This is a genomic window from Streptomyces sp. NPDC048172 (assembly GCF_043202595.1).
In the GTDB taxonomy this organism is placed as follows: domain Bacteria; phylum Actinomycetota; class Actinomycetes; order Streptomycetales; family Streptomycetaceae; genus Streptomyces.
Genome location: NZ_JBIDAT010000001.1, coordinates 221871 through 246547 on the forward strand (window position 1 = coordinate 221871; position 24677 = coordinate 246547).

A 24677-nucleotide genomic window follows, 5' to 3' on the forward strand; every position below is an offset into this window, starting at 1 on the left:
GAGTCGACCCCAGGTAGCCGATCCCGGAAGGTGAAGCGCTCAAGCATGGCCAAAAAACAAGGGGCCATCGAGATCGAGGGCACCGTCGTCGAGTCTCTCCCGAACGCGATGTTCAAGGTGGAGCTCCAGAACGGGCACCAGGTCCTCGCGCACATCAGCGGCAAGATGCGGATGCACTACATCCGTATCCTTCCCGACGACCGCGTCGTGGTGGAGCTCTCTCCGTACGACCTGACGCGTGGACGGATCGTCTACCGCTACAAGTAGATCTACGGACCCGGAGTACCTCACAACATGAAGGTCAAGCCGAGCGTCAAGAAGATCTGCGACAAGTGCAAGGTGATCCGCCGCCACGGCCGGGTCATGGTCATCTGCGACAACCTGCGCCACAAGCAGCGCCAGGGCTGACGCACGACCACCGATCTGCCTTTCGCAGTTCTTCGCGCGACGCGAGCGAGCAACAAGACAACACAGCAGAGCCCGGCGCCTCACCATGCGTGAGTGCGTCGACACCCCCGGTCGGAGGCCGGGGACCGTTCCCGACGAGGAGCGGAGCGGCGCTGTTGCAGACCTCCGACGAACCCATCAGGAGCCACATCCATGGCACGCCTCGCAGGCGTCGACCTCCCGCGCGAGAAGCGCGTCGAGGTCGCCCTCACCTACGTCTTCGGCATCGGCCGCACCCTGGCCCAGCGGACCCTGAGCGAGACCGGGGTCAGCCCGGACACCCGCGTCCGGGACCTGGGCGAGGAGGAGCTGGTCAAGATCCGCGAGTACGTGGACAACAACCTCCAGGTCGAGGGTGACCTCCGCCGTGAGATCCAGGCCGACATCCGCCGCAAGGTCGAGATCGGCTGCTACGAGGGTCTGCGTCACCGGCGCGGTCTCCCGGTCCACGGTCAGCGCACCAAGACCAACGCCCGCACCCGCAAGGGCCCGCGTCGCGCGATCGCCGGCAAGAAGAAGCCGGGCAAGAAGTAGTCCGCACCGGACACGCTGCAAGCGGTCCGCGCTGTAGGACCGACCACCTCCACGGGAGTTTTGCTATATGCCTCCGAAGGGCCGTACGGCCGGCGCCAAGAAGGTGCGCCGCAAGGAGAAGAAGAACGTCGCCCACGGGCACGCTCACATCAAGAGCACGTTCAACAACACGATCGTTTCGATCACCGACCCGACCGGGAACGTGATCTCCTGGGCCTCCGCCGGCCACGTCGGCTTCAAGGGCTCGCGCAAGTCCACGCCGTTCGCCGCGCAGATGGCCGCGGAGAACGCCGCGCGCCGCGCCCAGGAGCACGGCATGCGGAAGGTCGACGTCTTCGTGAAGGGTCCCGGCTCCGGCCGTGAGACCGCGATCCGCTCGCTCCAGGCCACCGGCCTGGAGGTCGGCTCCATCCAGGACGTCACCCCGACTCCGCACAACGGCTGCCGCCCTCCGAAGCGCCGCCGGGTCTGAACCGACTGAAGTAGGGATCAACTAAACAATGGCGCGTTACACCGGGGCCGACTGCAAGCGTTGCCGTCGGGAGAAGCAGAAGCTCTTCCTCAAGGGGAGCAAGTGCGAGAGCGCGAAGTGCCCGATCGAGATCCGTCCTTACCCCCCGGGTGAGCACGGTCGCGGGCGCACCAAGGACTCCGAGTACCTGCTGCAGAAGCGTGAGAAGCAGAAGGCAGCTCGTATCTACGGTGTCTTGGAGAAGCAGTTCCGCGGGTATTTCAACGAGGCGAACCGTCAGCAGGGCAAGACTGGTGAGAACCTGCTGCGGATCCTCGAGACCCGTCTGGACAACGTGGTGTACCGGGCTGGCTTCGCCAAGTCCCGTGACCACGCACGTCAGTTGGTCAAGCACGGCCACATCACCATCAACGGCCGTAAGAACGACATCCCGTCCACGCGGGTGTCGGTGAACGACATCGTCGAGGTCCGCGAGGCCTCCCGCAGCCTCACGCCCTTCCAGGTGGCGGCCGCGGAGGCGGGCGAGAAGACGGTTCCGGCATGGCTGGAGTCGATTCCGTCCAAGATGCGGATCCTCGTGCACTCGCTGCCCGAGCGCCCGGTGATCGACACCCAGGTGCAGGAGCAGCTGATCGTCGAGCTGTACTCGAAGTAGTTCTTCGGGTCCGCTCGGTTTCGGGGAGGGCGGTACGGCTGTGCTACGGCCGTGCCGCCCGTACCCTTGCAGTAACGGCATCAAATAGCGGTTGCCGAAACATGGAGGCACACATCACATGCTGATCGCTCAGCGTCCTTCCCTGACCGAAGAGGTCGTCGACGAGTTCCGCTCACGGTTCGTGATCGAGCCGCTGGAGCCCGGCTTCGGCTACACCCTCGGTAACTCTCTGCGTCGTACGCTCCTCTCCTCGATCCCGGGTGCGGCGGTCACGTCCATCCGTATCGACGGTGTCCTGCACGAGTTCTCCACCGTGCCGGGCGTCAAGGAGGACGTCACCGACCTCATCCTCAACATCAAGTCCCTCGTCGTCTCCTCGGAGCACGACGAGCCGGTCGTGATGTACCTGCGCAAGCAGGGCCCGGGCCTGGTCACCGCCGCGGACATCGCCCCGCCGGCCGGTGTCGAGGTGCACAACCCGGACCTGGTCCTCGCCACGCTCAACGGCAAGGGCAAGCTGGAGATGGAGCTGACCGTCGAGCGCGGTCGCGGCTACGTCTCCGCCGTGCAGAACAAGCAGGTGGGCCAGGAGATCGGCCGTATCCCGGTCGACTCCATCTACTCGCCGGTGCTCAAGGTCACGTACAAGGTCGAGGCGACCCGTGTCGAGCAGCGCACCGACTTCGACAAGCTGATCGTCGACGTCGAGACCAAGCAGGCCATGCGCCCGCGTGACGCCATGGCGTCGGCGGGCAAGACCCTGGTCGAGCTGTTCGGCCTGGCCCGCGAGCTGAACGTCGACGCCGAGGGCATCGACATGGGCCCGTCCCCGACGGACGCCGCCCTGGCCGCCGATCTGGCGCTGCCGATCGAGGAGCTGGAGCTCACGGTCCGCTCGTACAACTGCCTCAAGCGCGAGGGCATCCACTCGGTGGGCGAGCTCGTGGCCCGCTCCGAGGCGGACCTGCTCGACATCCGCAACTTCGGCGCGAAGTCGATCGACGAGGTCAAGGCGAAGCTGGCCGGTATGGGCCTGGCCCTCAAGGACAGCCCGCCCGGATTCGACCCGACCGCCGCCGCGGACGCCTTCGGCGCCGACGACGACGCGGACGCGGGCTTCGTGGAGACCGAGCAGTACTGAGCAGTGCTGAGCGGTATTGATCCTTACCGCTCGCTGAACGTCGGGGCCCCGATCCCCGGGGCCCCGTAATCCCCCGGTACCTGATACGGCCGGGACTGCCACCGGTGCCTGATACGGCCGGTGCAGGGACAACGAAGGAGAAACACCATGCCGAAGCCCACCAAGGGTGCCCGTCTGGGCGGCAGCGCCGCGCACCAGAAGGCCATGCTGGCGAACCTCGCCACCAACCTTTTCGAGCACGGCCGCATCACCACGACCGAGGCGAAGGCCCGCCGCCTGCGTCCGGTCGCGGAGCGTCTGATCACCAAGGCGAAGAAGGGCGACCTGCACAACCGTCGCCAGGTCATGCGCACGATCCTCGACAAGAGCGTCGTGCACACCCTCTTCACCGAGATCGGTCCGCGTTACGAGAACCGTCCCGGCGGCTACACCCGCATCACCAAGATCGGTCCCCGTCGTGGCGACAACGCCCCGATGGCCGTGATCGAGCTGGTCGAGGCGCTCACGGTGCAGCAGGCCGCGGTCGGTGAGGCCGAGGCCGCCACGAAGCGTTCCGCCAAGGACGCGGCGGGCGACGAGGCCGTCGCGGACCTGAAGAAGGACGCCGAGCCGAAGGACGCCGAGCCGAAGGACGCCGCCGAGGCTGAGGCCGAGGGCGAGTCCAAGGACGCCTGAGTCCACGGTCGCCGACGGGCCCGCACCCTTTCCGGGGTGCGGGCCCGTTCCGTTGCTCTGAGAGGATCAAGGGTGTGAGTGACGAGGTTGCCGAGGGGCTCGTACGTGTCCGGCTGGACCTGGCCTACGACGGGCGGGAGTTCTCCGGCTGGGCGAAGCAGAAGAACGGGCAGCGGACCGTGCAGGGCGAGCTGGAGGACGCGCTGCGCGTCGTGACGCGGCTGGGCGCGACGCCCGAGCTGACCGTCGCGGGGCGTACCGACGCGGGCGTGCACGCGCGCGGGCAGGTCGCGCACGTCGACCTGCCGGCCGAGGTGTGGGCCGAGCACGGTGAGCGGCTGCTGCGGCGGCTCGCGGGGCGGCTGCCGATGGACGTACGGGTGTTCCGCGTCGCCGAGGCGCCCGCGCACTTCAACGCGCGCTTCTCCGCGATCTGGCGGCGCTACGCCTACCGGGTCACCGACCAGCCGGGCGGCGCCGACCCGCTGCGGCGCGGTCACGTGCTCTGGCACAACTGGCCGCTCGACCTCGACGCGATGAACGCGGCGGCGGGGGCGCTGCTGGGGGAGCACGACTTCGCGGCGTACTGCAAGAAGCGTGAGGGCGCGACCACGATCCGTACGCTCCGGCGGCTGGAGTGGACGCGTCACGACGACGGGGTGCTGGAGGCCACCGTCGTCGCGGACGCGTTCTGCCACAACATGGTCCGCTCGCTCGTCGGCGCGATGCTCTTCGTCGGCGACGGCCACCGCCCGCCCGAGTGGCCGGGCAAGGTGCTGGAGGCGGGGGTACGGGACTCCGCCGTGCACGTCGTACGGCCGCACGGGCTGACGCTGGAGGAGGTCGGCTACCCGGCGGACGACGAACTGGAGTCCCGCAACCTCGCCTCCCGGAACAAGCGGTCACTGCCGGGTGGCGGGGGCTGCTGCTGACCCTGCGCAGCCCCCGCCTGGTGCGTCAGCGCGTCACTCGGTCATTCGGTCACTCGGTGCGGAGGCAGTGCACGAACGCCTTCTCGGGGCGGTCCTCCTGGTCGGGAGGGAGCACTGTCTCCGACCAGCCCTGGACCGAGGCGACGACCTTGTCCTCGGAGTCGTAGAGCGTGACGTTGTTCCCGTGCGTCTTGACGGACGACACCATGGCCCGCAGCGGGCCGAGGTCGATCCAGCCGCACCCGGGCGCGAACCCCATGCTCCCTGTGCCGTCCCGGCCCTCGAAGAAGCACGCGCGCCCGTGCGGGCACGCGGCGAAGGAATCCTTGCGGCCGTCGAGGACGGTCAGGTCGGCGGTGGAGGCAGGGGACGGTGAAGGCCGCTCCGGCCGGCGTTCGGAGGGATCGGAAGGAGAGGACGGCGGGGGAGTTCCGGGCTTCTCGGATCCGGACTTCGCAGGCTTGGGGGGTTTCGAAGACGTGGAGTCCGAGGGGTCCGGAGCCGGAGTCCCGGGCGGGGCCGGGCGTGTGGAAGGGCTCACGGTGGAGTCCGGTTCCGGTTCCGGGCCGGAGCGGTCCGGCCCTGAGCCGAAGGGCAGGGCGATTCCCCCGAGGGCCACAGCGGCGAGGGCGACTCCGGCGATCGGCCCCGGGCGGCGGTAGAGGGCTCGCTTCTCCTGCTGGGGGGCGAGGACGGGAGCCGGTTCTCCGTACGGCTTCTCCTCCAGGACCTTCGCGCCGCCCGGGCCCTTCAGCTTCAGGCCGGGCGGTGTGCTGTATCCGGGCACCCGGAGCCAGGCGGTCTCCCTGACCTCCTTGCTGTGGAAGTCGGTCTGCCGGAACGTCTCCCGTTCCACGCCTGGCCAGTCCTGGCGGACCACGGAGTCGTACCAGCTCTGCGATACGGCGAGTGCCAGCCCCGCGCTGTTGGCGTCGGTGGCCGCGAGCGTCTCGCGCAGCGCATCGAGATCGACGAGGCGGCACGCGGTGTTGAGGTCCGTTCCCACCCAGCTGCGGGAATCCTTGAATACCTCGCCCGCGTGGAGCGCGACCCGTATGCGAAGGGGTGCGCCTTCGGGAAGAGCGCTCTGCACGCTGATCTGTTCGTGCAGGTACTGGACAAAGGGGCCGGTGAGATCGATCTTCGGAACCTTCGGCGAGAAGAGGTAGAAGAGGCCGTCACCGCGGTCCTCTGTCCCCTTGATGCGCTTTTCCGCGATTCCCGTTCGCGAGAGTGCGGCGCTGACGGATGTGTACATCCGGTGCCTTAGCAGTGCCTGTTCGGGGTCCCGCCGAGTGCCGAATTTTTCGATGTCCACCACCATGATCGAGTAGTGGCGCGGCCAGTTCATCATTTCTGTCTTTCTGTCGTTCGCTGTGTTGACGCACAGCCGCCGCGCTCACACCGGACGCACGCGACGGATGGCGTCACACAGAGGTACAGCCGTCCCCGAGCCCCTGTCTGCCGCACATGACGCAGAAGACCACCGCTGTCCCGCTCCGCGCTCACCTCTCGGAGAGCCAGGTGAGGAGCGCGGCGGGGTCCCGCACGAGGACCGCGCCGCGCCGCCTCTCGACGAACTCCTTCCCGGCCAGCTTCCGCAGCGTCCGTACGACCGTCTCCCGGGCGACGCCGGACGCCTCGGCGATCTCCTGCTGGGTGAGGCGTACCAGCCGGGTGCGCGGGCGGCCCGCCACGGTCTCCCCGTGCTCGACGGAGTGTTCCGCGAGCACCTGTGCGACCCGTTCGAGGCAGGGGAGCCCGGCGCCCATCGACGCGCGATGGCTGTCGGAGTGCCGGAGCTTGCGGCAGACGCTGCGCATGACGGCGAGTGCCAGTTCGCCGTCGTTCCCGAGGAGCGTGGCGAACCGGGTTCCCGGGATGACGTATCCCCGGGTCGGGCACATGGCGGTGACCGTGGCCGAGCGGCTCCCGCCGTCGAGGCAGCCCAGTTCGCCCACCAGCTCTCCGGCCTTGCGGATGGTGAGCAGGCGGGTGTGGCCGTTGCCCGTCACAGTGGTGATCTTGCCGCGCCCCTCCGCGATCAGGATCACCTCGTGAGCCCGCTCGCCCTGCCGCATGAGCGGCTCGCCCCGCTTCCAGGGCCGCAGGGAAGAGCCCTCGCTCAGCAGGGACCAGTGCTCCGGAGAAAAGGAGGCGCCTGGAGTCTCCCCGCGGACGGGGCCGGATTCCGTGTTGGGTGGCATTTCCCCTCCCGCTGCGGCTCTTCGCCGGCTCTTCGCCGATGCCGCAAGAAGGCTCAACTCTAGAGTCATCTCACGCCGCTTGTGCGTCAGTTGACCTGTAGCTCCACGACTTCTCCGTCGTAGAAAGGGAGTGCGGAGGAGGCGCTGCATATATGCGCGAGACGAATGTGAAACAAGGGGCGAAGGGGGCATCGAAGTGGTCGGACCGCGGCGGAGCATACGGCGAAGCGCAGGGGCGGGATTCTCTTCCGGGGCAGAGGAATCCGCCGTCCTCACCGCTTGGAATATCCACATGGCACTCGCGGAATGGACAGGAAGAGTCGATACCAAGGCATCGATCGCGCTGAGTACGGAACTGGCCCTGATCGCCGCGGTCATCGCCGTGCTGGGAAGCCCGCTGGACCTCCCCCGGGGCGACGGAGAACCGGTGTCGTCCCTGCTGTACGGCGGTGGGGTCGTCCTCATCCTGCTGGGCGCGTTGCTGGCCATCTGGGCCGTGATGCCGCGGCTGGGCGGGCCCGGGGACCGTACGACGCGGCCGCACCGGAACTACGTCTACTTCGGCGCCCTGCGGCACTGGGACGTCCGCGAGCTGCCCGACGCGCTGCGCGGCCCGGACCGGCTGGAGGTGCTGAGCGAGCAGCTCGTGGCGATGTCACGGGTCGTATGGCGGAAGCATCAGCTCGTCCGGTCCTCGCTGGTGCTCTCCGCGGCGGGCCTGACCAGCACGGCGACCGCCGTGCTGGTGCCCGTGTGAGCCGTTCCGCCGCCCGGGAGCCGTCAGAGACGGCCTAGGACCCGGGCTTCTCCTGGGTGGGGAGTTCCTTGCGCGGAGCGTCCCCGGCGGCGTTTCCTGCGGTGTTGCCGGTTCCGTTCAGGTTGTGCTTGACCGTGTCCAGGATCGTGAGGCCCTGGCCGACCAGGCCGGCGGCGAGTTCGCCCAGGCCGTCGGCGCCGTTGAGGACGTTGACGTTGGCCCGGGAGAGGCCGGTGGCGGCCTCCTTCACGATCTGCGGGAGCTGCTCGATGAGTGCCTGGTCGAGGGCGACCCGGTCGTACGAGGCGGCGGCCTCGGCCTGGATCTTCGTCCGCTCCGCCTCGGCCAGCGCCAGCGTCTTGATCCGCTCGGCCTCCGCCTCGGCGGGCTTGACGACCTCGGCCACCAGCTCCTGTTGGCGGAGCTGCGCGGCGCGCTCGGCCAGCTCGGTCTGGGCCGCGAGGACCTCGCGCTGGGAGTTCGCCTGGGCCAGCGGGCCCGCCTGTGCGGCCTCGGCCTGCGCGCGGTCCACCTCGGACTGGTACGAGGCCCGTACGACCGCCGTCTGGCGCTCGTACTCGGCCTGGTTGCGGTCGGCCTCCTGCTGGGCCTCGGCCGCTGCCTGGGCCGCCTGCGCCTCGGCGATCTTGGCCTGGCGCTGCACGGCGGCCTTGTGCGGGCGCGACATGGCCTCGATGTAGCCGGTGTCGCCGTCGTCGATCGACTGGATCTGCAGCGAGTCGACGATCAGGCCGATCTTGCCCATCTCCGCCTTCGAGGTCTCCAGCACCTCCGAGGCGAGCTTCTGCCGCTCCGTGACGATCTCCTCGACCGTCATCGAGCCGATGATGGACCGCAGATGCCCGGAGAAGATCCGGCCGGTCAGGATCGTCATCTGGTGCTGCTCGGAGAGGAAGCGCTGACCGGCGTTGACGATGCTCTCGTGGTCGTTGCCGACCTTGAACGCGATCACCGCGCGCACGGTCAGCACGATGCCCTGCCGGGTCACGCAGGACTCCGTGATCTCGGCCTCGTGCATGGCCAGGGTCAGGAAGCGGGTCTTGCGGAAGAACGGGAGCACGAACTTGCCGTGCCCGGTCACCACCCGGAACGGGGCGCCCTTCAGCCCTCTCTTGCCGCCGGAGATCAGCATCGCCTGGTCCGGACTCGGTACGCGGTAGCCGAACATCATCGGTCCCCCTTCGGTGCGGGCGTGTCAGCGGGCGTGTCAGCGGGCGTGGAGCGAGGAGGCGGTGTCCAGCGGGTCGTCCCACTGGCTGACGTCGACCTGGCGCGTGCCACGGGACTCGATCACGAGAACGGTCGCCCCCGTCGGCAGCGGCTCGGGAGACCACGCGAGATAGGTCTCGGAGCCGCCCCTGATCCGTACGAGCACTTCGCCCGGCCCCGCGGTTCCCCGCGTGCCGACGACCAGAACCCCGATACAGCCGATCACTGCCTCGTCCCGGTACATCGGTGGCATCGGCGTCCGTCCCCCTCGGTCACCCCTGATTAATGGTCTGCGACGGACCATAGCGCCGTACTACCTTTCCCGGTGACCAGGAGGTACTCAGGGGGAACGGGAGTGTCGATGGACCAGGACGAAGTCGTTGCATTCGGCGGGCTGTTCAAGCGTTTTCTCGAACAGGTCGTCGAGCGTGAGCAGCCCGATCCCGCCCGTTCGCTGACCGCCCGTCTCCGCGAGCACCTGGGCGCCGAACCGGCCGAGGTCCCGGTGGTGAAGGCCGCCTACGCGGCGTACGACCACGCGAACGTGCACCTCGCCGTCGAGCGCTGGTTCGCCGCCGGGGGACGGCGTGCCGAACTGCTCGGTGTCGCGGGCGAGGGCCGCCGCCTGGAGTCCTTCTCCGAACTGGTGGACGCCGCGCAGCGGATGGGGAACGTCCAGCTGGGCGCCGTGGACTACGCGTACGTGCCGGTCGCGCCGGAGGAGGAGCTGGCCTGCGTCTCGTTCGGCCTCTACCTCGGCAGCGAGGGCGACGACCGCTACGCCGTCCTGCTGCGCGGCCCCGACCCGAACTTCGGCGAGGAGGACGTCCGCCTGGAGGTCCTCGCCCCCTCGCGCGAGCACGCCAAGCGGCTGCTCGCCGGGGTGGCGGAGCTGATCCGGGAGCGGAACGTGTTCCGGGGCAAGGTGGTCTCGTTCGAGGGCGCCGAGTTCGCCGACGGCGTGGGCCCGTTCAAGCTGCACGCGCGCCCTGCCCTCGGCCGGGAGGACATCGTGCTGCCCGCCGGACTGCTGGAGCGCGTCGAGCGGCAGGTCGTGGGCGTGGCCCGGCACCGCGAGGCGCTGCTGGCGCGCGGCCAGCACCTGCGCCGCGGCCTGCTGCTGTACGGGCCGCCGGGCACCGGCAAGACGCACACCGTGCGCTATCTGCTCTCGCGGCTGCCCGAGTTCACGGTGATTCTGCTGTCCGGCACGTCGGTGCGCTTCGTGGGCGCGGCGTGCGCCCTGGCGCGCATGCTCCAGCCCGCGCTGGTCGTCCTGGAGGACTGCGACCTCGTCGCCGAGGCGCGGGACCTCACCGACGACGAGCAGCCGCTGCTCTTCCAGGTCCTCAACGAGATGGACGGCCTCGGCGACGACGCCGACGTCTCGTTCCTGCTCACCACCAACCGCGCCGACCTGCTGGAGCCCGCCCTCGTGCGGCGCCCCGGGCGGGTGGACACGGCGGTGGAGGTCCCGCTCCCGGACGCGGAGTCCCGGCTCGCGCTCTTCCGGCTGTACGGCCACGGGCTCGCGTTCCCGGAGGACGCGGTGGCGGAGGCGGTCCGGCGCACGGAGGGCACGACGGCCTCGTTCATGAAGGAACTGGTCCGCCGCACGGTCCTCTTCGCCGCGGAGCGGTCAGGGACCGCGGACCCTTCGGCCGGCGACCTGACGGCGGCCCTGGACGAACTCCTCGACGACAGCGACCGCCTCACCCGCCGCCTGCTCGGCGCGGAGGAGTACGACGAGGACGGAGGGGACGAGGACGGAGGGGACGAGGAGGACGACGGGGGCGCGTACGTGTACAGGGGTTCGTACACGCGCTTGACGTGATCTGCCCTAGGAGCCCGGCTTCGCCGCCTTCTCCGACTGGTCCTTGCCGCGCTGGAGGACGCGGGCGTAGGCGTAGTTCGAGCCGTCGAGGCCCGCGCGTTCCGCCAGCTTGTCGGAGGCGGGGGAGGGCTTGCCGTCGGTGCGGCCCGCGATGGTGAAGTAGGCGTAGCGGCCCAGGGAGTTGGCGGTCGTACGGCAGGTGACCGTACGGCAGAAGTCGGGGACGCCGCCGCCGGGGAGGGCGACGAGGTTCGGCTTGTACTGGGTCTTCACCTTGGCCGCCGCCGCGCTGTCCTTGAACGTGGCGATGCCGACCGTGACCGCGAGCCCGTCGCGGCGGTACGTGGCGCGGTAGAGCGCGTCGCAGCCGTTCTTGGAGAGGACAGGGCCGAGGCCCGCGTGGGCGGCGTCGGCGCACTTGCCGCTGGTGTCGGTCTTGGCCAGCTTGTACGAGCGGCCGTTGATCGTGACGCGCTCGCTGGGGAAGAGGGAGGCGGCGGTCAGCGGAGCCTTGTCGCGCTCGGCGTCGGCGATGAAGTCCTTCGGCGGGGGCGGGGGCGGCGGCTCGTCCTTGAAGGTGGGCTTCGCCCCGCCGCTCTCCTCCGGCAGGTCCTTGGCCGGGGGCAGCGTGCTGGAGGGCTTGTCGGAGGCGTCGTCGCCCGAGCCGCCCTCGCTGACGACCGCGACGGCGACGATCCCGCCGATGAGCACGGCGGCGAGCGCCCCGCCGCCCGCGAGCAGCCAGCGACGGCGGCGAGCGCGGGTCCGCTCCGCCTCCTCGGCGAGCGCGGCCCAGTCGGGTGTCGATGGTCCCCCGGAACCGGAACCCCAGTCGGGTCCCCCCTGCCCAAAGCTCATGCGCGCATCCTATGTGGTCGATATTCGCTTGGCCGGGCGGTGTTCGGACCCGGACAATCGCCCTCATGGGACACGTCGAGGCCGCACATCTGGAGTACTACCTGCCCGACGGGAGGGCCCTGCTGGACGATGTCTCCCTACGGGTCGGCGAGGGCGCCTCCGTCGCGCTCGTCGGGGCGAACGGGGCGGGCAAGACGACGCTGCTGCGGCTGATCGCGGGCGAGCTGAAGCCGGACGGGGGGACCGTGACGGTCGGCGGCGGGCTCGGCGTCATGCCGCAGTTCGTGGGCTCGGTGCGCGACGAGCGTACGGTCCGGGACCTGCTCGTCTCGGTCGCGCACCCCGAGATCCGGAACGCGGCGGAGGCCGTGGACAGGGCCGAGCTGGCCGTCATGGAGCGGGACGACGAGGCGGCCCAGCTCCAGTACGCGCAGGCGCTCTCCGACTGGGCCGAGGTGCGGGGGTACGAGGCCGAGACGCTCTGGGACATGTGCACGGTCGCCGCGCTGGGCGTGCCGTACGAGAAGGCGCAGTGGCGCCAGGTCCGTACGCTCTCGGGCGGCGAGCAGAAGCGGATCGTGCTGGAGTCGCTGCTCCGGGGCACGGACGAGGTCCTGTTGCTGGACGAGCCGGACAACTATCTCGACGTGCCGGGCAAGCGCTGGCTGGAGGAGCAGCTGCGCGAGACGAAGAAGACGGTGCTCTTCATCTCCCACGACCGCGAGCTGCTGGCCCGCTCCGCGGAGAAGATCGTCAGCGTCGAGCCGGGGGCCGCGGGCAGCGACGTATGGGTGCACGGGGGCGGCTTCGCGACGTACCACGAGGCCCGCAAGGAGCGCTTCGCGCGCTTCGAGGAGCTGCGGCGGCGCTGGGACGAGGAGCACGCCAAGCTGAAGCGGCTCGTGAACATGTACAAGCAGAAGGCGGCCTTCAACTCCGACATGGCCTCCCGGCTCCAGGCAGCCCGCACCCGGCTGCAGAAGTTCGAGGAGGCGGGCCCGCCGATGGAGCCGCCGCGCGAGCAGGACATCCGGATGCGCCTGCGCGGCGGACGTACCGGTATCCGGGCCGTGACCTGCGAGAACCTGGAGCTGACGGGGCTGATGAAGCCCTTCTCCCTGGAGATCTTCTACGGCGAGCGGGTCGCGGTCCTCGGGTCGAACGGCTCGGGCAAGTCCCACTTCCTCCGCCTCCTCGCGGGCGGTGACGTGGCGCACACGGGCGCGTGGAAGCTGGGCGCGCGCGTCGTCCCCGGCCACTTCGCCCAGACCCACGCCCACCCCGAGCTGGAGGGGCGCACCCTCCTCGACATCCTGTGGAAGGAGCACGCGCGGGACCGCGGCGCGTCGATGTCAGCCCTGCGGCGGTACGAGCTGACGCGCCAGGCCGAGCTCACGTTCGAGCGCCTCTCGGGCGGCCAGCAGGCCCGCTTCCAGATCCTCCTGCTGGAGCTGGAGGGCTCGACGGCCCTCCTCCTGGACGAGCCGACGGACAACCTGGACCTGGAGTCGGCCGAGGCCCTCCAGGAGGGCCTGGACTCCTACGAGGGCACGGTCCTGGCCGTCACCCACGACCGCTGGTTCGCCCGCACCCTCTTCGACCGCTACCTGGTCTTCGGCGCGGACGGCCGGGTGAGGGAGACCTCGGGGCCGGTCTGGGACGAGGGCCGGGTCGCGCGGGCCCGCTGACCGCCGACGCGGGGCTGTGTTTGTTTTGCGGCTCCGCCGCGGGGCGCGCCGGGTCCAAGACTTCTGGGCTTGCCCCTGTTCCCTCAGGGGCGCGGGGAACTGCGCGCCCAGCCCCGACGCACTCGCAGCCCGCGAAGCACAGCCCGGGGCACCCCGGGCGCGGCCCCGTTGCGCGGGGCACCCGGCGAAGTGGGCTGCGCTTGCCAACCCTGCGCCTTGCGCAGACTTCCCAAGCGCTGCAGGGAGAGGCAGGGGCGCGGGGAACTGCGCGGCCAGCCGCGACGCACCCGCGGGCCGCGAAGCACAGTCCGGGGCAGTCTCTGCCCGGGGTGACTGCCGCGGGGCCGCGGTGTAGGGACAGGGGGGTGCCCCTGTCCTGGACGGCGGTGGGCGGAGCGCTGGCGGCCCGCGTTTTGACCCGTACGGGTGGGGGCCGGTATTCTGCTTCATCGTTGTGTGTATTGGCTTGCCTATCTCACGTGGGGAGCCCTTACACCGGCCTACCGGTCGATTTCCAGCGATCAGTGTGCGGATGCGTCACCGCACGCGGTCTTGTCTGTCGTGAATCTCCTGGTGGCCTTGTCAGGACTCACTCACTAAGCGAAGGCTACGACCGTGCGTACGTACAGCCCCAAGCCCGGCGACGTCCAGCGCCAGTGGCACATCATCGACGCCCAGGACGTCGTCCTGGGCCGTCTGGCCACGCAGGCCGCCACCCTTCTCCGGGGCAAGCACAAGCCGGTGTACGCGCCTCACGTCGACACCGGTGACTTCGTCGTCATCATCAACGCCGACAAGGTGCACCTGTCCGGCAACAAGCGGACCCAGAAGATGGCCTACCGCCACTCCGGGTACCCGGGCGGTCTCCGCTCGGTCCGCTACGACGAGCTGCTGGAGAAGAACCCCGAGAAGGCCGTGGAGAAGGCCATCAAGGGCATGCTCCCGAAGAACTCTCTGGGCCGTCAGATGCTCTCCAAGCTGAAGGTCTACTCGGGCGACCAGCACCCGCACGGTGCTCAGCAGCCCGTGCCGTTCGAGATCAGCCAGGTCGCGCAGTAAGTCCGGCCACCCCCTAAGACTGAAGAAAAGCTGAGGAGAATCGTGGCCGAGACCACTCCGGAGACCGAGACCCCCGTCGAGGGCGTCGAGGAGTACACCACCGAGACCCCTGAGACGCCGGAGGAGTACACCTCCGAGTCCATGGCGTCCCGTTTCGGCGACCCGCAGCCCGCCGCGGGCACCGGTCGCCGCAAGAACGCCATCGCCCGCGTCCGGATCATCCCGGGCAGCGGCCAGTGGAAGATCAACGGTCGCACCCTGGAGGGGTACTTCCCCAACAAGGTGCACCAGCAGGAAGTCAACGAGCCCTTCAAGGTCCTGGAGCTCGATGACCGTTACGACGTCGTCGCCCGCATCGCCGGCGGCGGCATCTCGGGCCAGGCGGGCGCGCTGCGCCTCGGCGTGGCCCGTGCGCTGAACGAGGCGGACGTGGACAACAACCGCGGTCCCCTCAAGAAGGCCGGCTTCCTCACGCGTGACGCCCGTGCGGTCGAGCGCAAGAAGGCCGGTCTCAAGAAGGCTCGCAAGGGCACCCAGTACAGCAAGCGCTGACGCGCGCGCTGGCTGGAGCCGCTTCTCGGATGCCCCGTCGGCACCTCGGTGCCGACGGGGCATCCGTCTTTGGGGGCGGTACGCGTAACGGGGCGTATACCTGGTGTATGTCGGGCCGTCAGGGCGGCCCCCACCCGATGGACTCGGAGGAACGACTGTGGGACGACTCTTCGGTACGGACGGTGTACGTGGCGTCGCCAACGAGGGGCTGACGGCGGAGCTCGCGCTCGGCCTGTCGGTCGCGGCGGCCCATGTGCTGACCGAGGCGAGGGCCGGTGCCGACGCCGCGCACGGCGAGGCGACCAGGCCCGTCGCGGTGGTCGGGCGGGATCCCCGCGCGTCCGGGGAGTTCCTGGAGGCCGCCGTCGTCGCGGGCCTCGCCAGCGCGGGGGCCGACGTGCTGCGCGTCGGCGTGCTGCCGACGCCCGCCGTCGCCTACCTGACCGGTGCGCTCGGCGCCGACCTGGGCGTCATGCTCTCCGCGAGCCACAACCCCATGCCCGACAACGGCATCAAGTTCTTCGCGCGCGGCGGCCACAAGCTCCCCGACGAGCTGGAGGACCGCATCGAGCGCCTGTACCGCGAGCACGCGGCGGGCGAGGCGTGGGCCCGTCCCACCGGCGCGGGCGTCGGACGCGTGCGCGACTACGACGAGGGCTTCGACAACTACGTCGCCCACCTCATCGGCGTCCTCCCCAACCGCCTCGACGGGCTCAAGGTCGTCATCGACGGCGCGCACGGCGCGGCCTCGCGCGTCTCCCCTGAGGCCTTCGCGCGGGCCGGTGCCGACGTGGTGACGATCGGCACCGACCCCGACGGGCTCAACATCAACGAGGACTGCGGCTCCACGCACCTGGACGGGCTGCGCGCCGCCGTCGTCCACCACGGCGCCGACCTGGGCGTCGCCCACGACGGCGACGCGGACCGCTGCCTCGCCGTGGACGCGGCGGGCCAGGAGATCGACGGCGACCAGATCCTCGCCGTGCTCTCGCTCGCGATGAAGGAGGCCGGGCAGCTCCGCAAGGACACCGTGGTCGCCACCGTCATGTCCAACCTCGGCTTCAAGCTGGCCATGGAGCGGGAGGGGCTCGCGCTCCTCCAGACCGCGGTCGGTGACCGCTACGTCCTGGAGGAGATGAAGCGCGGCGGGTACTCGCTGGGCGGCGAGCAGTCGGGCCACGTCATCGTCCTCGACCACGCCACGACGGGCGACGGCACGCTGACGGGGCTGATGCTGGCGGCTCGGGTCGCGGCTACGGGCAAGCCGCTCGGTGAGCTGGCCGGTGTGATGGAGCGGTTGCCGCAGGTCCTGGTCAACGTCCCGGACGTCGACCGTTCGCGGGTGTCCTCGGCGCCCGAGCTGGTCTCCGCTGTCGCGGAGGCGGAGCGTGAACTGGGGGAGACGGGGCGCGTCCTCCTCCGGCCCTCCGGTACGGAGCCTCTGGTCCGGGTCATGGTCGAGGCCGCCGACCTCGAACAGGCACGCGGCGTCGCGGCCCGCCTCGCCGACGTCGTCAAGCGCGCCTTGGGCTGACCGTTCAAGAGGGCTTGCCCCTTCTCCCTAAGGGGCGCGGGGAACTGCGCGACAAGCCACGACGCGGCGGCAGTCCGCGAAGCACAGTCCGGGGCACCCCGGGCGCGGCTCTTGTGCACGGGGCACCCGGCGTGGGGGGCTGCGCTTGCCAACCCTGCGCCTTGCGCAGACTTCCCAAGCACAGCGGGGGGAGAAGCGCAGACTTCCCAAGCGCAGCGGGAGAGGTGGGGCGTGCCCCCTCAGGGGCGCGGGGAACTGCGCGATCAGCTACGACGTAGTCGCACTCGGCGAAGCACGGGCGGGGGCAGCCCGGGGGCCGCCTCCTTCAGAGTTTGCGCAAGGACAAGCGTTCGACCTTGTGGTCGGGCCCTTTGTGGAGTTGGAGGGTGGCTCGGCCACGGGTAGGGGCGATGTTCTGTTGGAGGTTGGGGCGATTGATCGTGCGCCAGGTGTTGCGGGCGTAATCCAGCGCCTCCTCCTCCGAGACCGCCGTGTACTTGTGGAAGTACGAGCGCGGGTTCTGGAACGCCGTGGCGCGGAGCTTGCGGAAGCGGTCCAGATACCACCGCTCGATGTCGTCCGTACGGGCGTCCACGTAGACGGAGAAGTCGAAGTAGTCGGCGACGGCGAGGCGCGTGCGGCCGTCCTTGCCGGGGAGGGCGGGCTGGAGGACGTTGAGGCCCTCGACGATCAGGATGTCAGGGCGGTGCACCGTCAGCCGTTCGTCCGGCACGATGTCGTAGATCAGGTGGGAGTAGACCGGGCCTGTGACCTCGGGTTTGCCTGCTTTGACGTCGGCTACGAAGCGGGTGAGGGCCCGGCGGTCGTACGACTCGGGGAAGCCCTTGCGGGACATCAGCCCGCGCCGTTCCAGCTCGGCCTTGGGGAAGAGGAAGCCGTCCGTCGTCACCAGTTCGACGCGCGGGTGCTCGGGCCAGCGGGCGAGGAGTGCCGCCAAGAGCCGCGCGACCGTGGATTTGCCTACCGCCACGCTGCCCGCGACGCCTATGACGAACGGGGTGCCGTTCGGCTCGTGGCGGTCGAGGAAGGTGTTGAGCGCGTCGCGCAGGCCGTGGGTGGCGCCGACGTGCAGGTTGAGGAGGCGGGAGAGCGGGAGGTAGACGTCCCGCACCTCGTCCAGGTCTATGACGTCGCCGAGGCCGCGCAGCTCCTCGACCTCGGCCGCCGTCAGCGGCAGCGGGGTCCGTTCGCGCAGCGCGCTCCACTCCGCGCGGCTGAGGTCGACGTAGGGCTTGGTGGACACGTGGCCCATTGTGCGCGGGGCGGGAGTGACGTACGCACCCGGGAGGTGTTCTGACGCGCGGTGTGCGGTACACATGGCAGGCCAGCGGGTTGGAAGGGGTATCTATGTGCGGAATCGTCGGCTATGTGGGCGGGCAGTCAGCGCTGGAGGTGGTGCTCGCCGGGCTTCAGAGGCTGGAGTACCGGGGGTACGACTCGGCAGGAGCCGCCGTGCTCGCCGACGGCGGGCTCGCGGCGGCGAGGAAGGCGGGGAAGCTCGCCAACCTCCAGAAGGAGCTGGCCGAACGGCCGCTGCCCGCCGGGCACGCCGGGATCGGGCACACCCGCTGGGCCACCCACGGCGGGCCCACGGACGCCAACGCGCACCCCCATCTCGACAACGCGGGCCGGGTCGCGGTCGTCCACAACGGGATCATCGAGAACTTCGCCGTGCTGCGCGCCGAGTTGACCGACCGGGGCCACGAGCTGACCTCGGAGACGGACACCGAGGTCGTCGCGCATCTGCTCGCCGAGTCCTTCTCGTCCTGCGGCGACCTGGCCGAGGCGATGCGGCAGACGTGCCGCCTGCTGGAGGGCGCGTTCACGCTGGTGGCGGTGCACGCGGACGACCCGGACGCGGTCGTCGGCGCCCGGCGCAACTCGCCGCTCGTGGTCGGTGTGGGGGACGGGGACGGCGACGGGGAGTACTTCCTCGCCTCGGACGTCGCCGCCTTCATCGCGCACACCCGCGAGGCGATCGAGCTGGGCCAGGACCAGGTCGTGGAGCTGCGGCGGGGCGCCGGGGTGACGGTGACGGACTTCGACGGTGCCCCGGCGGACGTACGGACGTACCACGTGGACTGGGACGCCTCGGCCGCCGAGAAGGGCGGCTACGACTACTTCATGCTCAAGGAGATCGCCGAGCAGCCGAAGGCCGTCGCGGACACGCTGCTCGGGCGGATCGACCGGGCGGGCGAGCTGACGCTCGACGAGGTGCGGATCCCCGACTCGGTGCTGCGGGAGGTCGACAAGGTCGTGATAGTGGCCTGCGGCACCGCGTACCACGCCGGGATGATCGCGAAGTACGCCATCGAGCACTGGACCCGGATCCCCTGCGAGACCGAGCTGGCCAGCGAGTTCCGCTACCGGGACCCGATCCTGGACTCCCGGACGCTGGTCATCGCGGTGAGCCAGTCCGGCGAGACGATGGACACGCTGATGGCGCTGCGGCACGCGCGCGAGCAGGGCGCGCGGGTGCTGGCCATCTGCAACACGAACGGTTCGACGATCCCGAGGGAGTCGGACGCCGTCCTCTACACGCACGCGGGCCCCGAGGTCGCCGTCGCCTCGACCAAGGCGTTCCTCACGCAGCTCGTCGCCTGCTACCTGGTGGCGCTCTACCTGGGCCAGGTGCGGGGCACCAAGTGGGGCGACGAGATCGGCGAGCTGGTGCGCGAGCTGTCCGAGGCCAGCGCCTGGGTCGAGGAGGTGCTCGGCACGATGGAGCCCGTACGGGAGCTGGCCCGGGGCCTCGCGGACCGGAACACGGTGCTCTTCCTCGGGCGGCACGTCGGCTTCCCCGTCGCCCTGGAGGGCGCGCTGAAGCTGAAGGAGCTGGCGTACATGCACGCCGAGGGCTTCGCGGCCGGGGAGCTCAAGCACGGGCCGATCGCGCTGATCGAGGACGGGGTGCCGGTCGTCGTGGTCGTGCCCTCGCCGCGCGGGCGCTCGGTGCTGCACGACAAGATCGTGTCCAACATCCAGGAGATCCGCGCGCGGGGCGCCCTGACCATCGTCGTCGCCGAGCGCGGCGACACGGCCGTGGTGCCGTACGCCGACCACCTGGTCGAGGTCCCGGAGACGCCGACGCTGCTGCAGCCGCTGGTCGCGACGGTGCCGCTGCAGGTCTTCGCCTGCGAACTGGCCACGGCCCGCGGCAACGAGGTCGACCAGCCGCGGAACCTGGCCAAGTCGGTGACGGTGGAGTGAGGGGCGTAGCAAGGTGATCGTAGGGGTGGGGATCGACGTGGCGGAGATCGACAGGTTCGCCGCGTCGCTGGAGCGGACGCCGGGGCTGGCGGGGCGGCTCTTCGTGGAGCGGGAGCTGTGGCTGCCGGGCGGGGAGCGGCGCGGGGCCGCGTCGCTGGCGGCCCGCTTCGCCGCGAAGGAGGCCCTCGCCAAGGCGCTCGGCGCACCCGGGGGGCTGCGCTGGACGGACGCCGAGGTCCGTACGTACGACTCGGGGCAGCCGTATCTGGTGGTGAGCGGGACGGTGCTGGCCCGCGCCGAGGAGATGGGGGTGCGGGGCTGGCACCTCTCGCTCTCCCACGACGCGGGCGTGGCCTCGGCGGTGGTGGTGGCGGAGGGCTGAGCCCACACTGGTCCCATGAGGTTCGCCTATCGCGTGGAGACCGTCCGCACGGCGGAGCGGGAGCTGATGGCGCGGCTCCCCGAGGGGACGCTGATGCGCCGCGCCGCCGCCGGGCTCGCCGCCGCCTGCCGGGGACTGCTCGGCCGTACGTACGGGGCGCGCGTCGTCCTGCTCGTCGGCAGCGGGGACAACGGCGGGGACGCGCTGTACGCGGGGGCGCTGCTCGCGCGGCGCGGGGCCGGGGTGACGGCAGTGCTGCTCTCCCCGGAGCGCGCGCACGAGGGCGGACTGCGCGAGCTGCGCGCCGCCGGGGGCCGGGTGGTGGGCGGCGTGCCCGCCGCGCCGTACGCGCGGCTGATCGGCCGGGCCGACCTCGTCGTGGACGGCATCGTGGGCATCGGCGGCAAGGGCGGACTGCGGCCCGCCGCCGTGGAGTTGACCGACCTCGTGCGGGACGCCGGGGTGCCGGTCGTCGCCGTGGACCTGCCGAGCGGCGTGGACGCGGACACGGGCGAGGTGAACGGACAGGCCGTCCGGGCGGAGGCGACGGTCACCTTCGGGACGTACAAGCCGGGGCTGCTCATCGACCCGGCGCACGGGCGTACGGGCGCGGTGCGGCTCGTCGACATCGGCCTGGACGCGCACCTGCCGCAGGTCGCGGACGCGGAGGCGCTCCAGCACGCCGACGTGGCACGGCTGTTGCCGCGGCCCGGCGCGGAGAGCGACAAGTACCGGCGGGGGGTCGTCGGGGTCGCGGCCGGTTCGGCCACGTACCCGGGCGCCGCCGTGCTGGCGGTCGCGGGCGCGCTGCGGGGCGGGGCGGGCGCCGTGCGCTATCTCGGCGAGGCCGGGAACGTCCGCGAACAGGTGATCCGGACGTTCCCCGAGGTGCTGCTCACGGAGGGGCCGGTGCGGCGTGCGGGCCGCGTCCAGGCGTGGACCGTCGGCTCGGGCCTCGGCGGCGGTTCCGCCGCGCGGGAACTGGTCGCGGACGTCCTCACCGCCGACGTGCCGGTGCTCGTGGACGCGGACGGTCTGCGCCTGATGGACGTGGCCGCGGTCCGCGCGCGGACCGCGCCCACCGTCCTGACGCCCCACGCGGGCGAGGCGGCGGCCCTGCTGGGGCGCGGCCGCGAGGAGATCGAGGCCGCGCGCCTCACCTCCGTACGGGAGCTGGCGTCGCTGACGGGCGCGACGGTGCTGCTGAAGGGCTCCACGACGCTGGTGGCGGACCCGGACCCCGCTGTGCCGGTACGCGTCAACGCGACCGGCACCGGGTGGCTGGCCACGGCCGGAAGCGGCGACGTCCTGTCGGGGGTGACCGGCTCGCTCCTCGCGGGGGGCCTCACGGCCCGTGACGCGGCGTCGGTCGGCGCCTACCTCCACGGCCTCGCGGCCCGCCACGCGACTCCTCCGCTCACCGCGATGGACATCGCCCACGCCTTGCCGACCGCCTGGCAGAGCGCCACGCCTTAACGGCCCCGAGAAGTCGGGGCTTGCCCCTGTTCCCTCAGGGGCGCGGGCCTGTGTTTGATCTGCGGCTCCGCCGCGTGGGCGCGCCCGGTCACGACACCTCGGGGCTTGCTCCTTTGCCCTAAGGGGCGCGGGGAACTGCGCGACAAGCCACGATGCGGCCGCACCCCGCGAACCACAGCCCGGGGCACCCCGAACCCGGCCCCGTTGCGCGGGGCACCCGGCGAAGGGGGCTGCGCTTGCCAACCCTGCGCCTTGCGCAGACTTCCCAAGCACAGCGGGGTGGAGGGAGAAGCGCAGAGCCCCCACGCTTCGCGCAGGGAGAGGTAGGGGCTCGGGGAGATTTACGGGTGTTGGGCTGTTCGTGGTTGCATTTTGCGTATGAACGGTCACGGAACGTATCTCGACGTCGTGCTGGCCCACTGGGAGAAGGACGAGGAGGCCGAGGCGCTCGTGGAGGCCGGGGGCGGCGGTCGGCGGATGAGCCGCGGGGAGGCGCGGCGGGAACTGTTCCGGATGGCGCACGCGCTGCGGCGCTGGGGCCTGCGCCCCGGCGACGCCGTAGGGGCGTTCACCGCCAACGGGCCCGAGGCCGTACTGACGCATCTGGCCGTGCATCTGATCGGCTGCCGCCTGGTGTTCCTGCCGTCGGAGCCCGGCCCCGGCGAGCTCGCGTCGCTCATGGAGCGTTCCGGCGCCCGCGCCGTGATCGTCTCCCCGGAACACCACGAGCAGGCCGAGCGCGCCCGCGCCCGCTGCGCCGCGCCGCCGCCCCCGCTGCTCTCGCTGGAAGCCGAGGGCCTGCCCGCGCTCGCCGCGGCGTGCCCCGCCGAGCATCCCGGACCGGTACCGGCCGCCGGAGACGTGGTGACCGTGCTCTACACCGGCGGCACCCTCGGCTCGCCGAAGCTCCCGGCGCACGGGCGCCTGCTGTACGACGTGATGGCGGCGTCCGGCGACGGCGACGCCGGGCAGCGGGTCCTCGTGGCGACGAGCCTGACGCACAGCAGCGGGCATCTGACCATGCTGCACGCCCTGTTGAGCGGTTCCACGCTGGTGGTGCTGCCGGAGTGGGACCCGGCGGCGGCGTTCACGGCGCTGCGCGACGAGGAGATCGGCGTGACGGGGCTGGTGCCCCCGATGCTCTCGCAGCTGCTGGACGAGCCGCGGTGCCGCCCCGGTGCCCTGCCGCACCTGCGGCAGATCAGCACCGGTGCCGCACCCATCGCGCCCGCCCGGCTGCGGCAGGCCGTGGAGGTGTTCGGACGGATCGTCAGCCAGGGCTACGGGCAGTCCGAGTGCATGGCCATCTGCGCCCTGCCCCCGCAGGACCTGCCGCGGTCCGCCGAGGACCCCCGGTGGCGCAGTTGCGGGCGTCCGCTGCCCGGCACGGAGCTGGAGATCCGCGGCGAGGACGGCGCCGCGCTGCCGCCCGGGGAGGTCGGCGAGGTGGTGGTGCGCAGCCCCGTGGCGATGCTCGGTTACGCGGGCGATCCGGACCGTACGGCGGAAACGCTGCGGGACGGGTGGCTGCACACCGGCGACCTCGGCCACCGCGACGAGGAGGGTTATCTGTTCCTGGTCGACCGCGCGCGGGACGTCATCGTCACCGGCCAGGGGTCCGACAACGTCTACTCCCGCCTCCTGGACGACTTCGCCGCCTCGCTGCCGGGCGTACGGGAGGCCGCGGGGGTCGGCGTTCCGGACGCGCGGTTCGGCGAGGCGGTACGGCTGTTCCTCGTGGGCGACGGGGTGGACACCGGCGCCGCGGCCGACGCCGTGGCGCGGGAGCTGGGGGAGCTGTACCGGCCGCGGGAGACCGTTCTCCTGCCCCGGCTGCCGCGCACGGCCCTGCACAAGATCGACAAGCGGGCGCTGCGGGCGCTGCGGGCGGCCGGCCTCTAGAGACGCTTCTCGAACCAGTGGTCCGCGTAGGGGCCGGAGTTGTACGGGGCGATCTCGGCGTAGCCGCGGGCGGCGTAGAGCGTGCGGGCCTCGACGAGGTCGTGCCGGGTGTCGAGGCGGATCGCGGTGGCGCCCAGCGCGCGGGCCGCGTCCTCCGCCGCCTCGACGAGGAGCGAGCCCAGGCCCTGGCGGCGGGCGTGCGGGGCCACCCAGACCCGCTTGAGCTCGGCCGTCGCGGTCGCCGGGTCCAGCAGGCGGGTGCCCGAGCAGCCGCCGACGGGCCCGCCGTCGCCGTCGCGGGCGAGCAGGAACGCCCCCTTGGGCGGCACCAGTTCGGTGTCGGGCTCCTCGTCGAGCGCCTCGTCGATCTCCCGATCGGTGGCGGGACGGCCGTAGTAACGGCTGGCTATGTCGGCGATGTAGGCGCGCACGGTCGCCCTCGCCTCGGGGGCCTCGACGGAGGCCGGGGCGATGATCCAGTTCACCCGGTCATTTTGTCAGTGGGCGCTGGGAGACTCCGGGCATGAGTGGAGAAGAGCGGGAGAATCCCTTGCCGCAGCACCTCGCGCCCAAGTGGGAGGGCGATCCGCGCACGCCGTTGCCGCTGGTGGGGGACGAGCGCGAGCTCCTGACGGCGTATCTGGAGTGGTATCGGGAGACGGTGGCGCTGAAGTGCGAGGGCGTGCCGCCCGAGCGGCTGCGCGAGCAGAGCGTCGCGCCCTCGGCGCTGAGCCTCCAGGGGCTGCTGCGGCATCTGGCGGGGGTGGAGCGCTGGTGGTTCCGCATCCAGTTCGGGGAGCAGGACCTCCCCCTGTTGTTCTACTCGGACGAGGATCCCGACCAGGACTTCGAGTGGGAGGGCGGCGACCCGGCCGCCGACCTGGCGACCTGGCGGGAGGAGTGCGCCCGTTCCCGCGAGCTGGTCGCCGCGACGCCCGACCTGGACGCGACGGGCACGCACCTCGCCAGCGGGCAGCCGGTCTCGCTGCGCCGGGTGCTCATCGGCATGATCGCGGAGTACGCGCAGCACTGCGGGCACGCGGATCTGCTCCGGGAGCGGATCGACGGGGCGACGGGGCGCTGAGGCCTCCGTCCGCGGGCCCGTGACTCC

Annotated in this window: 26 protein-coding genes; 19 read left to right on the top strand and 7 right to left on the bottom strand. The window is 71.2% G+C overall.

Going from position 1 to position 24677, the window contains the following annotated elements; genetic code table 11:
- Nucleotides 1-45: 45 nt before the first annotated feature.
- The 8 genes from infA to truA all read left to right on the top strand — a co-directional run bounded on the left by infA (nucleotide 46) and on the right by truA (nucleotide 4856).
- Nucleotides 46-267 (top strand): translation initiation factor IF-1, encoded by a 222-nt coding sequence (infA, locus tag ACGF3A_RS01075; RefSeq protein ID WP_003948620.1) that lies wholly within the window; start codon nucleotides 46-48, stop codon nucleotides 265-267.
- A gap of 27 nt (nucleotides 268-294) precedes the next feature.
- On the top strand, nucleotides 295-408 hold the full coding sequence (gene rpmJ / locus ACGF3A_RS01080) for a 50S ribosomal protein L36 (protein ID WP_003956441.1): 114 nt from the start codon (nucleotides 295-297) through the stop codon (nucleotides 406-408).
- A 192-nt stretch (nucleotides 409-600) separates the two neighbouring features.
- Nucleotides 601-981 carry a 30S ribosomal protein S13 gene (gene rpsM / locus ACGF3A_RS01085; RefSeq protein WP_393724466.1) on the top strand — a complete coding sequence of 127 codons (381 nt, stop codon included), beginning with the start codon at nucleotides 601-603 and terminating at the stop codon, nucleotides 979-981.
- A gap of 67 nt (nucleotides 982-1048) precedes the next feature.
- Entirely contained in the window at nucleotides 1049-1453 is a 405-nt protein-coding gene (rpsK, locus tag ACGF3A_RS01090; protein WP_016473404.1) for a 30S ribosomal protein S11, read from the top strand.
- A gap of 28 nt (nucleotides 1454-1481) precedes the next feature.
- Nucleotides 1482-2108, top strand: coding sequence for a 30S ribosomal protein S4 (gene rpsD / locus ACGF3A_RS01095; protein ID WP_393724469.1), 627 nt, complete (start codon nucleotides 1482-1484; stop codon nucleotides 2106-2108).
- Nucleotides 2109-2226: 118 nt separating this feature from the next.
- Nucleotides 2227-3249 (top strand): DNA-directed RNA polymerase subunit alpha, encoded by a 1023-nt coding sequence (locus ACGF3A_RS01100; protein ID WP_019354927.1) that lies wholly within the window; start codon nucleotides 2227-2229, stop codon nucleotides 3247-3249.
- Nucleotides 3250-3396: 147 nt separating this feature from the next.
- Nucleotides 3397-3924, top strand: a complete 528-nt coding sequence (rplQ, locus tag ACGF3A_RS01105; protein WP_393724471.1) for a 50S ribosomal protein L17 — start codon at nucleotides 3397-3399, stop codon at nucleotides 3922-3924.
- Between the two features lie 74 nt (nucleotides 3925-3998).
- Nucleotides 3999-4856 (top strand): tRNA pseudouridine(38-40) synthase TruA, encoded by an 858-nt coding sequence (truA, locus tag ACGF3A_RS01110; RefSeq protein ID WP_393724473.1) that lies wholly within the window; start codon nucleotides 3999-4001, stop codon nucleotides 4854-4856.
- 49 nt (nucleotides 4857-4905) lie between these two features.
- Here the strand turns inward: truA and ACGF3A_RS01115 are convergent, their stop codons facing one another.
- Complete coding sequence (locus ACGF3A_RS01115; protein WP_393724475.1) at nucleotides 4906-6210, bottom strand: hypothetical protein; 1305 nt, start codon at nucleotides 6208-6210, stop codon at nucleotides 4906-4908.
- Between the two features lie 151 nt (nucleotides 6211-6361).
- Complete coding sequence (locus ACGF3A_RS01120; protein ID WP_393724477.1) at nucleotides 6362-7063, bottom strand: Crp/Fnr family transcriptional regulator; 702 nt, start codon at nucleotides 7061-7063, stop codon at nucleotides 6362-6364.
- A 292-nt stretch (nucleotides 7064-7355) separates the two neighbouring features.
- Between ACGF3A_RS01120 and ACGF3A_RS01125 the strand changes: the two genes are divergently transcribed.
- Nucleotides 7356-7820, top strand: a complete 465-nt coding sequence (locus ACGF3A_RS01125) for a Pycsar system effector family protein (RefSeq protein ID WP_393724479.1) — start codon at nucleotides 7356-7358, stop codon at nucleotides 7818-7820.
- A 34-nt stretch (nucleotides 7821-7854) separates the two neighbouring features.
- Here ACGF3A_RS01125 and ACGF3A_RS01130 read toward each other — a convergent pair whose 3' ends face one another.
- Nucleotides 7855-9009: a flotillin family protein gene (locus ACGF3A_RS01130; RefSeq protein WP_393727078.1), complete on the bottom strand. Its 1155-nt coding sequence runs from the start codon at nucleotides 9007-9009 to the stop codon at nucleotides 7855-7857.
- A gap of 39 nt (nucleotides 9010-9048) precedes the next feature.
- Nucleotides 9049-9294, bottom strand: coding sequence for a hypothetical protein (locus tag ACGF3A_RS01135; RefSeq protein WP_393727080.1), 246 nt, complete (start codon nucleotides 9292-9294; stop codon nucleotides 9049-9051).
- 117 nt (nucleotides 9295-9411) lie between these two features.
- Between ACGF3A_RS01135 and ACGF3A_RS01140 the strand changes: the two genes are divergently transcribed.
- The gene (locus ACGF3A_RS01140; protein WP_393724481.1) at nucleotides 9412-10884 is read left to right on the top strand and encodes an AAA family ATPase; all 1473 of its coding nucleotides are present in this window, start codon (nucleotides 9412-9414) and stop codon (nucleotides 10882-10884) included.
- Nucleotides 10885-10890: 6 nt separating this feature from the next.
- Here ACGF3A_RS01140 and ACGF3A_RS01145 read toward each other — a convergent pair whose 3' ends face one another.
- A complete protein-coding gene (locus ACGF3A_RS01145) occupies nucleotides 10891-11742 on the bottom strand; it encodes a hypothetical protein (protein ID WP_393724483.1) in 852 nt (283 codons plus the stop codon).
- A 65-nt stretch (nucleotides 11743-11807) separates the two neighbouring features.
- On the opposite strand from ACGF3A_RS01145, the gene ACGF3A_RS01150 reads away from it, so the two are divergent.
- From ACGF3A_RS01150 to glmM, 4 genes are all read left to right on the top strand, one after another.
- On the top strand, nucleotides 11808-13430 hold the full coding sequence (locus ACGF3A_RS01150; RefSeq protein ID WP_393724485.1) for an ABC-F family ATP-binding cassette domain-containing protein: 1623 nt from the start codon (nucleotides 11808-11810) through the stop codon (nucleotides 13428-13430).
- A 615-nt stretch (nucleotides 13431-14045) separates the two neighbouring features.
- Nucleotides 14046-14489, top strand: coding sequence for a 50S ribosomal protein L13 (rplM, locus tag ACGF3A_RS01155; RefSeq protein WP_393724487.1), 444 nt, complete (start codon nucleotides 14046-14048; stop codon nucleotides 14487-14489).
- A 42-nt stretch (nucleotides 14490-14531) separates the two neighbouring features.
- The gene (gene rpsI / locus ACGF3A_RS01160; RefSeq protein ID WP_393724488.1) at nucleotides 14532-15041 is read left to right on the top strand and encodes a 30S ribosomal protein S9; all 510 of its coding nucleotides are present in this window, start codon (nucleotides 14532-14534) and stop codon (nucleotides 15039-15041) included.
- 157 nt (nucleotides 15042-15198) lie between these two features.
- Nucleotides 15199-16575, top strand: coding sequence for a phosphoglucosamine mutase (glmM, locus tag ACGF3A_RS01165; protein ID WP_393724490.1), 1377 nt, complete (start codon nucleotides 15199-15201; stop codon nucleotides 16573-16575).
- Nucleotides 16576-16900: 325 nt separating this feature from the next.
- Here glmM and coaA read toward each other — a convergent pair whose 3' ends face one another.
- A complete protein-coding gene (gene coaA, locus ACGF3A_RS01170; protein ID WP_393724492.1) occupies nucleotides 16901-17848 on the bottom strand; it encodes a type I pantothenate kinase in 948 nt (315 codons plus the stop codon).
- 95 nt (nucleotides 17849-17943) lie between these two features.
- Here coaA and glmS point away from each other — a divergent pair, with 95 nt between their 5' ends.
- The 4 genes from glmS (at nucleotide 17944) to ACGF3A_RS01190 (ending at nucleotide 23566) form a co-directional block, all read left to right on the top strand.
- A complete protein-coding gene (gene glmS / locus ACGF3A_RS01175) occupies nucleotides 17944-19806 on the top strand; it encodes a glutamine--fructose-6-phosphate transaminase (isomerizing) (protein WP_393724494.1) in 1863 nt (620 codons plus the stop codon).
- A 13-nt stretch (nucleotides 19807-19819) separates the two neighbouring features.
- A complete protein-coding gene (locus tag ACGF3A_RS01180; protein ID WP_393724496.1) occupies nucleotides 19820-20188 on the top strand; it encodes a holo-ACP synthase in 369 nt (122 codons plus the stop codon).
- Nucleotides 20189-20203: 15 nt separating this feature from the next.
- The gene (locus ACGF3A_RS01185) at nucleotides 20204-21664 is read left to right on the top strand and encodes an NAD(P)H-hydrate dehydratase (protein ID WP_393724498.1); all 1461 of its coding nucleotides are present in this window, start codon (nucleotides 20204-20206) and stop codon (nucleotides 21662-21664) included.
- A gap of 378 nt (nucleotides 21665-22042) precedes the next feature.
- On the top strand, nucleotides 22043-23566 hold the full coding sequence (locus ACGF3A_RS01190; protein WP_393724500.1) for a class I adenylate-forming enzyme family protein: 1524 nt from the start codon (nucleotides 22043-22045) through the stop codon (nucleotides 23564-23566).
- Here the strand turns inward: ACGF3A_RS01190 and ACGF3A_RS01195 are convergent.
- Nucleotides 23563-24051, bottom strand: coding sequence for a GNAT family N-acetyltransferase (locus tag ACGF3A_RS01195; protein WP_393724502.1), 489 nt, complete (start codon nucleotides 24049-24051; stop codon nucleotides 23563-23565). The genes ACGF3A_RS01190 and ACGF3A_RS01195 overlap by 4 nt on opposite strands.
- A 38-nt stretch (nucleotides 24052-24089) precedes the next feature.
- Between ACGF3A_RS01195 and ACGF3A_RS01200 the strand changes: the two genes are divergently transcribed.
- Nucleotides 24090-24650, top strand: a complete 561-nt coding sequence (locus ACGF3A_RS01200) for a DinB family protein (RefSeq protein ID WP_393724504.1) — start codon at nucleotides 24090-24092, stop codon at nucleotides 24648-24650.
- Nucleotides 24651-24677: the final 27 nt, after the last annotated feature.

What these genes read in the sequence shown, in the direction of transcription:
- ACGF3A_RS01200 (WP_393724504.1), top strand. Translation starts at nt 24,090, where the DNA reads ATGAGTGGAGAAGAGCGGGAGAATCCCTTGCCGCAGCACCTCGCGCCC.
- ACGF3A_RS01140 (WP_393724481.1), top strand. Translation starts at nt 9,412, where the DNA reads ATGGACCAGGACGAAGTCGTTGCATTCGGCGGGCTGTTCAAGCGTTTT.
- rpmJ (WP_003956441.1), top strand. Translation starts at nt 295, where the DNA reads ATGAAGGTCAAGCCGAGCGTCAAGAAGATCTGCGACAAGTGCAAGGTG.
- ACGF3A_RS01145 (WP_393724483.1), bottom strand. Translation starts at nt 11,742, where the DNA reads ATGAGCTTTGGGCAGGGGGGACCCGACTGGGGTTCCGGTTCCGGGGGA.
- ACGF3A_RS01100 (WP_019354927.1), top strand. Translation starts at nt 2,227, where the DNA reads ATGCTGATCGCTCAGCGTCCTTCCCTGACCGAAGAGGTCGTCGACGAG.
- rplQ (WP_393724471.1), top strand. Translation starts at nt 3,397, where the DNA reads ATGCCGAAGCCCACCAAGGGTGCCCGTCTGGGCGGCAGCGCCGCGCAC.
- glmS (WP_393724494.1), top strand. Translation starts at nt 17,944, where the DNA reads ATGTGCGGAATCGTCGGCTATGTGGGCGGGCAGTCAGCGCTGGAGGTG.
- rpsD (WP_393724469.1), top strand. Translation starts at nt 1,482, where the DNA reads ATGGCGCGTTACACCGGGGCCGACTGCAAGCGTTGCCGTCGGGAGAAG.
- ACGF3A_RS01130 (WP_393727078.1), bottom strand. Translation starts at nt 9,009, where the DNA reads ATGTTCGGCTACCGCGTACCGAGTCCGGACCAGGCGATGCTGATCTCC.
- infA (WP_003948620.1), top strand. Translation starts at nt 46, where the DNA reads ATGGCCAAAAAACAAGGGGCCATCGAGATCGAGGGCACCGTCGTCGAG.
- ACGF3A_RS01185 (WP_393724498.1), top strand. Translation starts at nt 20,204, where the DNA reads ATGAGGTTCGCCTATCGCGTGGAGACCGTCCGCACGGCGGAGCGGGAG.
- rpsM (WP_393724466.1), top strand. Translation starts at nt 601, where the DNA reads ATGGCACGCCTCGCAGGCGTCGACCTCCCGCGCGAGAAGCGCGTCGAG.
- ACGF3A_RS01115 (WP_393724475.1), bottom strand. Translation starts at nt 6,210, where the DNA reads ATGATGAACTGGCCGCGCCACTACTCGATCATGGTGGTGGACATCGAA.
- ACGF3A_RS01120 (WP_393724477.1), bottom strand. Translation starts at nt 7,063, where the DNA reads ATGCCACCCAACACGGAATCCGGCCCCGTCCGCGGGGAGACTCCAGGC.
- coaA (WP_393724492.1), bottom strand. Translation starts at nt 17,848, where the DNA reads ATGGGCCACGTGTCCACCAAGCCCTACGTCGACCTCAGCCGCGCGGAG.
- ACGF3A_RS01125 (WP_393724479.1), top strand. Translation starts at nt 7,356, where the DNA reads ATGGCACTCGCGGAATGGACAGGAAGAGTCGATACCAAGGCATCGATC.
- ACGF3A_RS01190 (WP_393724500.1), top strand. Translation starts at nt 22,043, where the DNA reads ATGAACGGTCACGGAACGTATCTCGACGTCGTGCTGGCCCACTGGGAG.
- ACGF3A_RS01135 (WP_393727080.1), bottom strand. Translation starts at nt 9,294, where the DNA reads ATGTACCGGGACGAGGCAGTGATCGGCTGTATCGGGGTTCTGGTCGTC.
- rpsK (WP_016473404.1), top strand. Translation starts at nt 1,049, where the DNA reads ATGCCTCCGAAGGGCCGTACGGCCGGCGCCAAGAAGGTGCGCCGCAAG.
- ACGF3A_RS01150 (WP_393724485.1), top strand. Translation starts at nt 11,808, where the DNA reads ATGGGACACGTCGAGGCCGCACATCTGGAGTACTACCTGCCCGACGGG.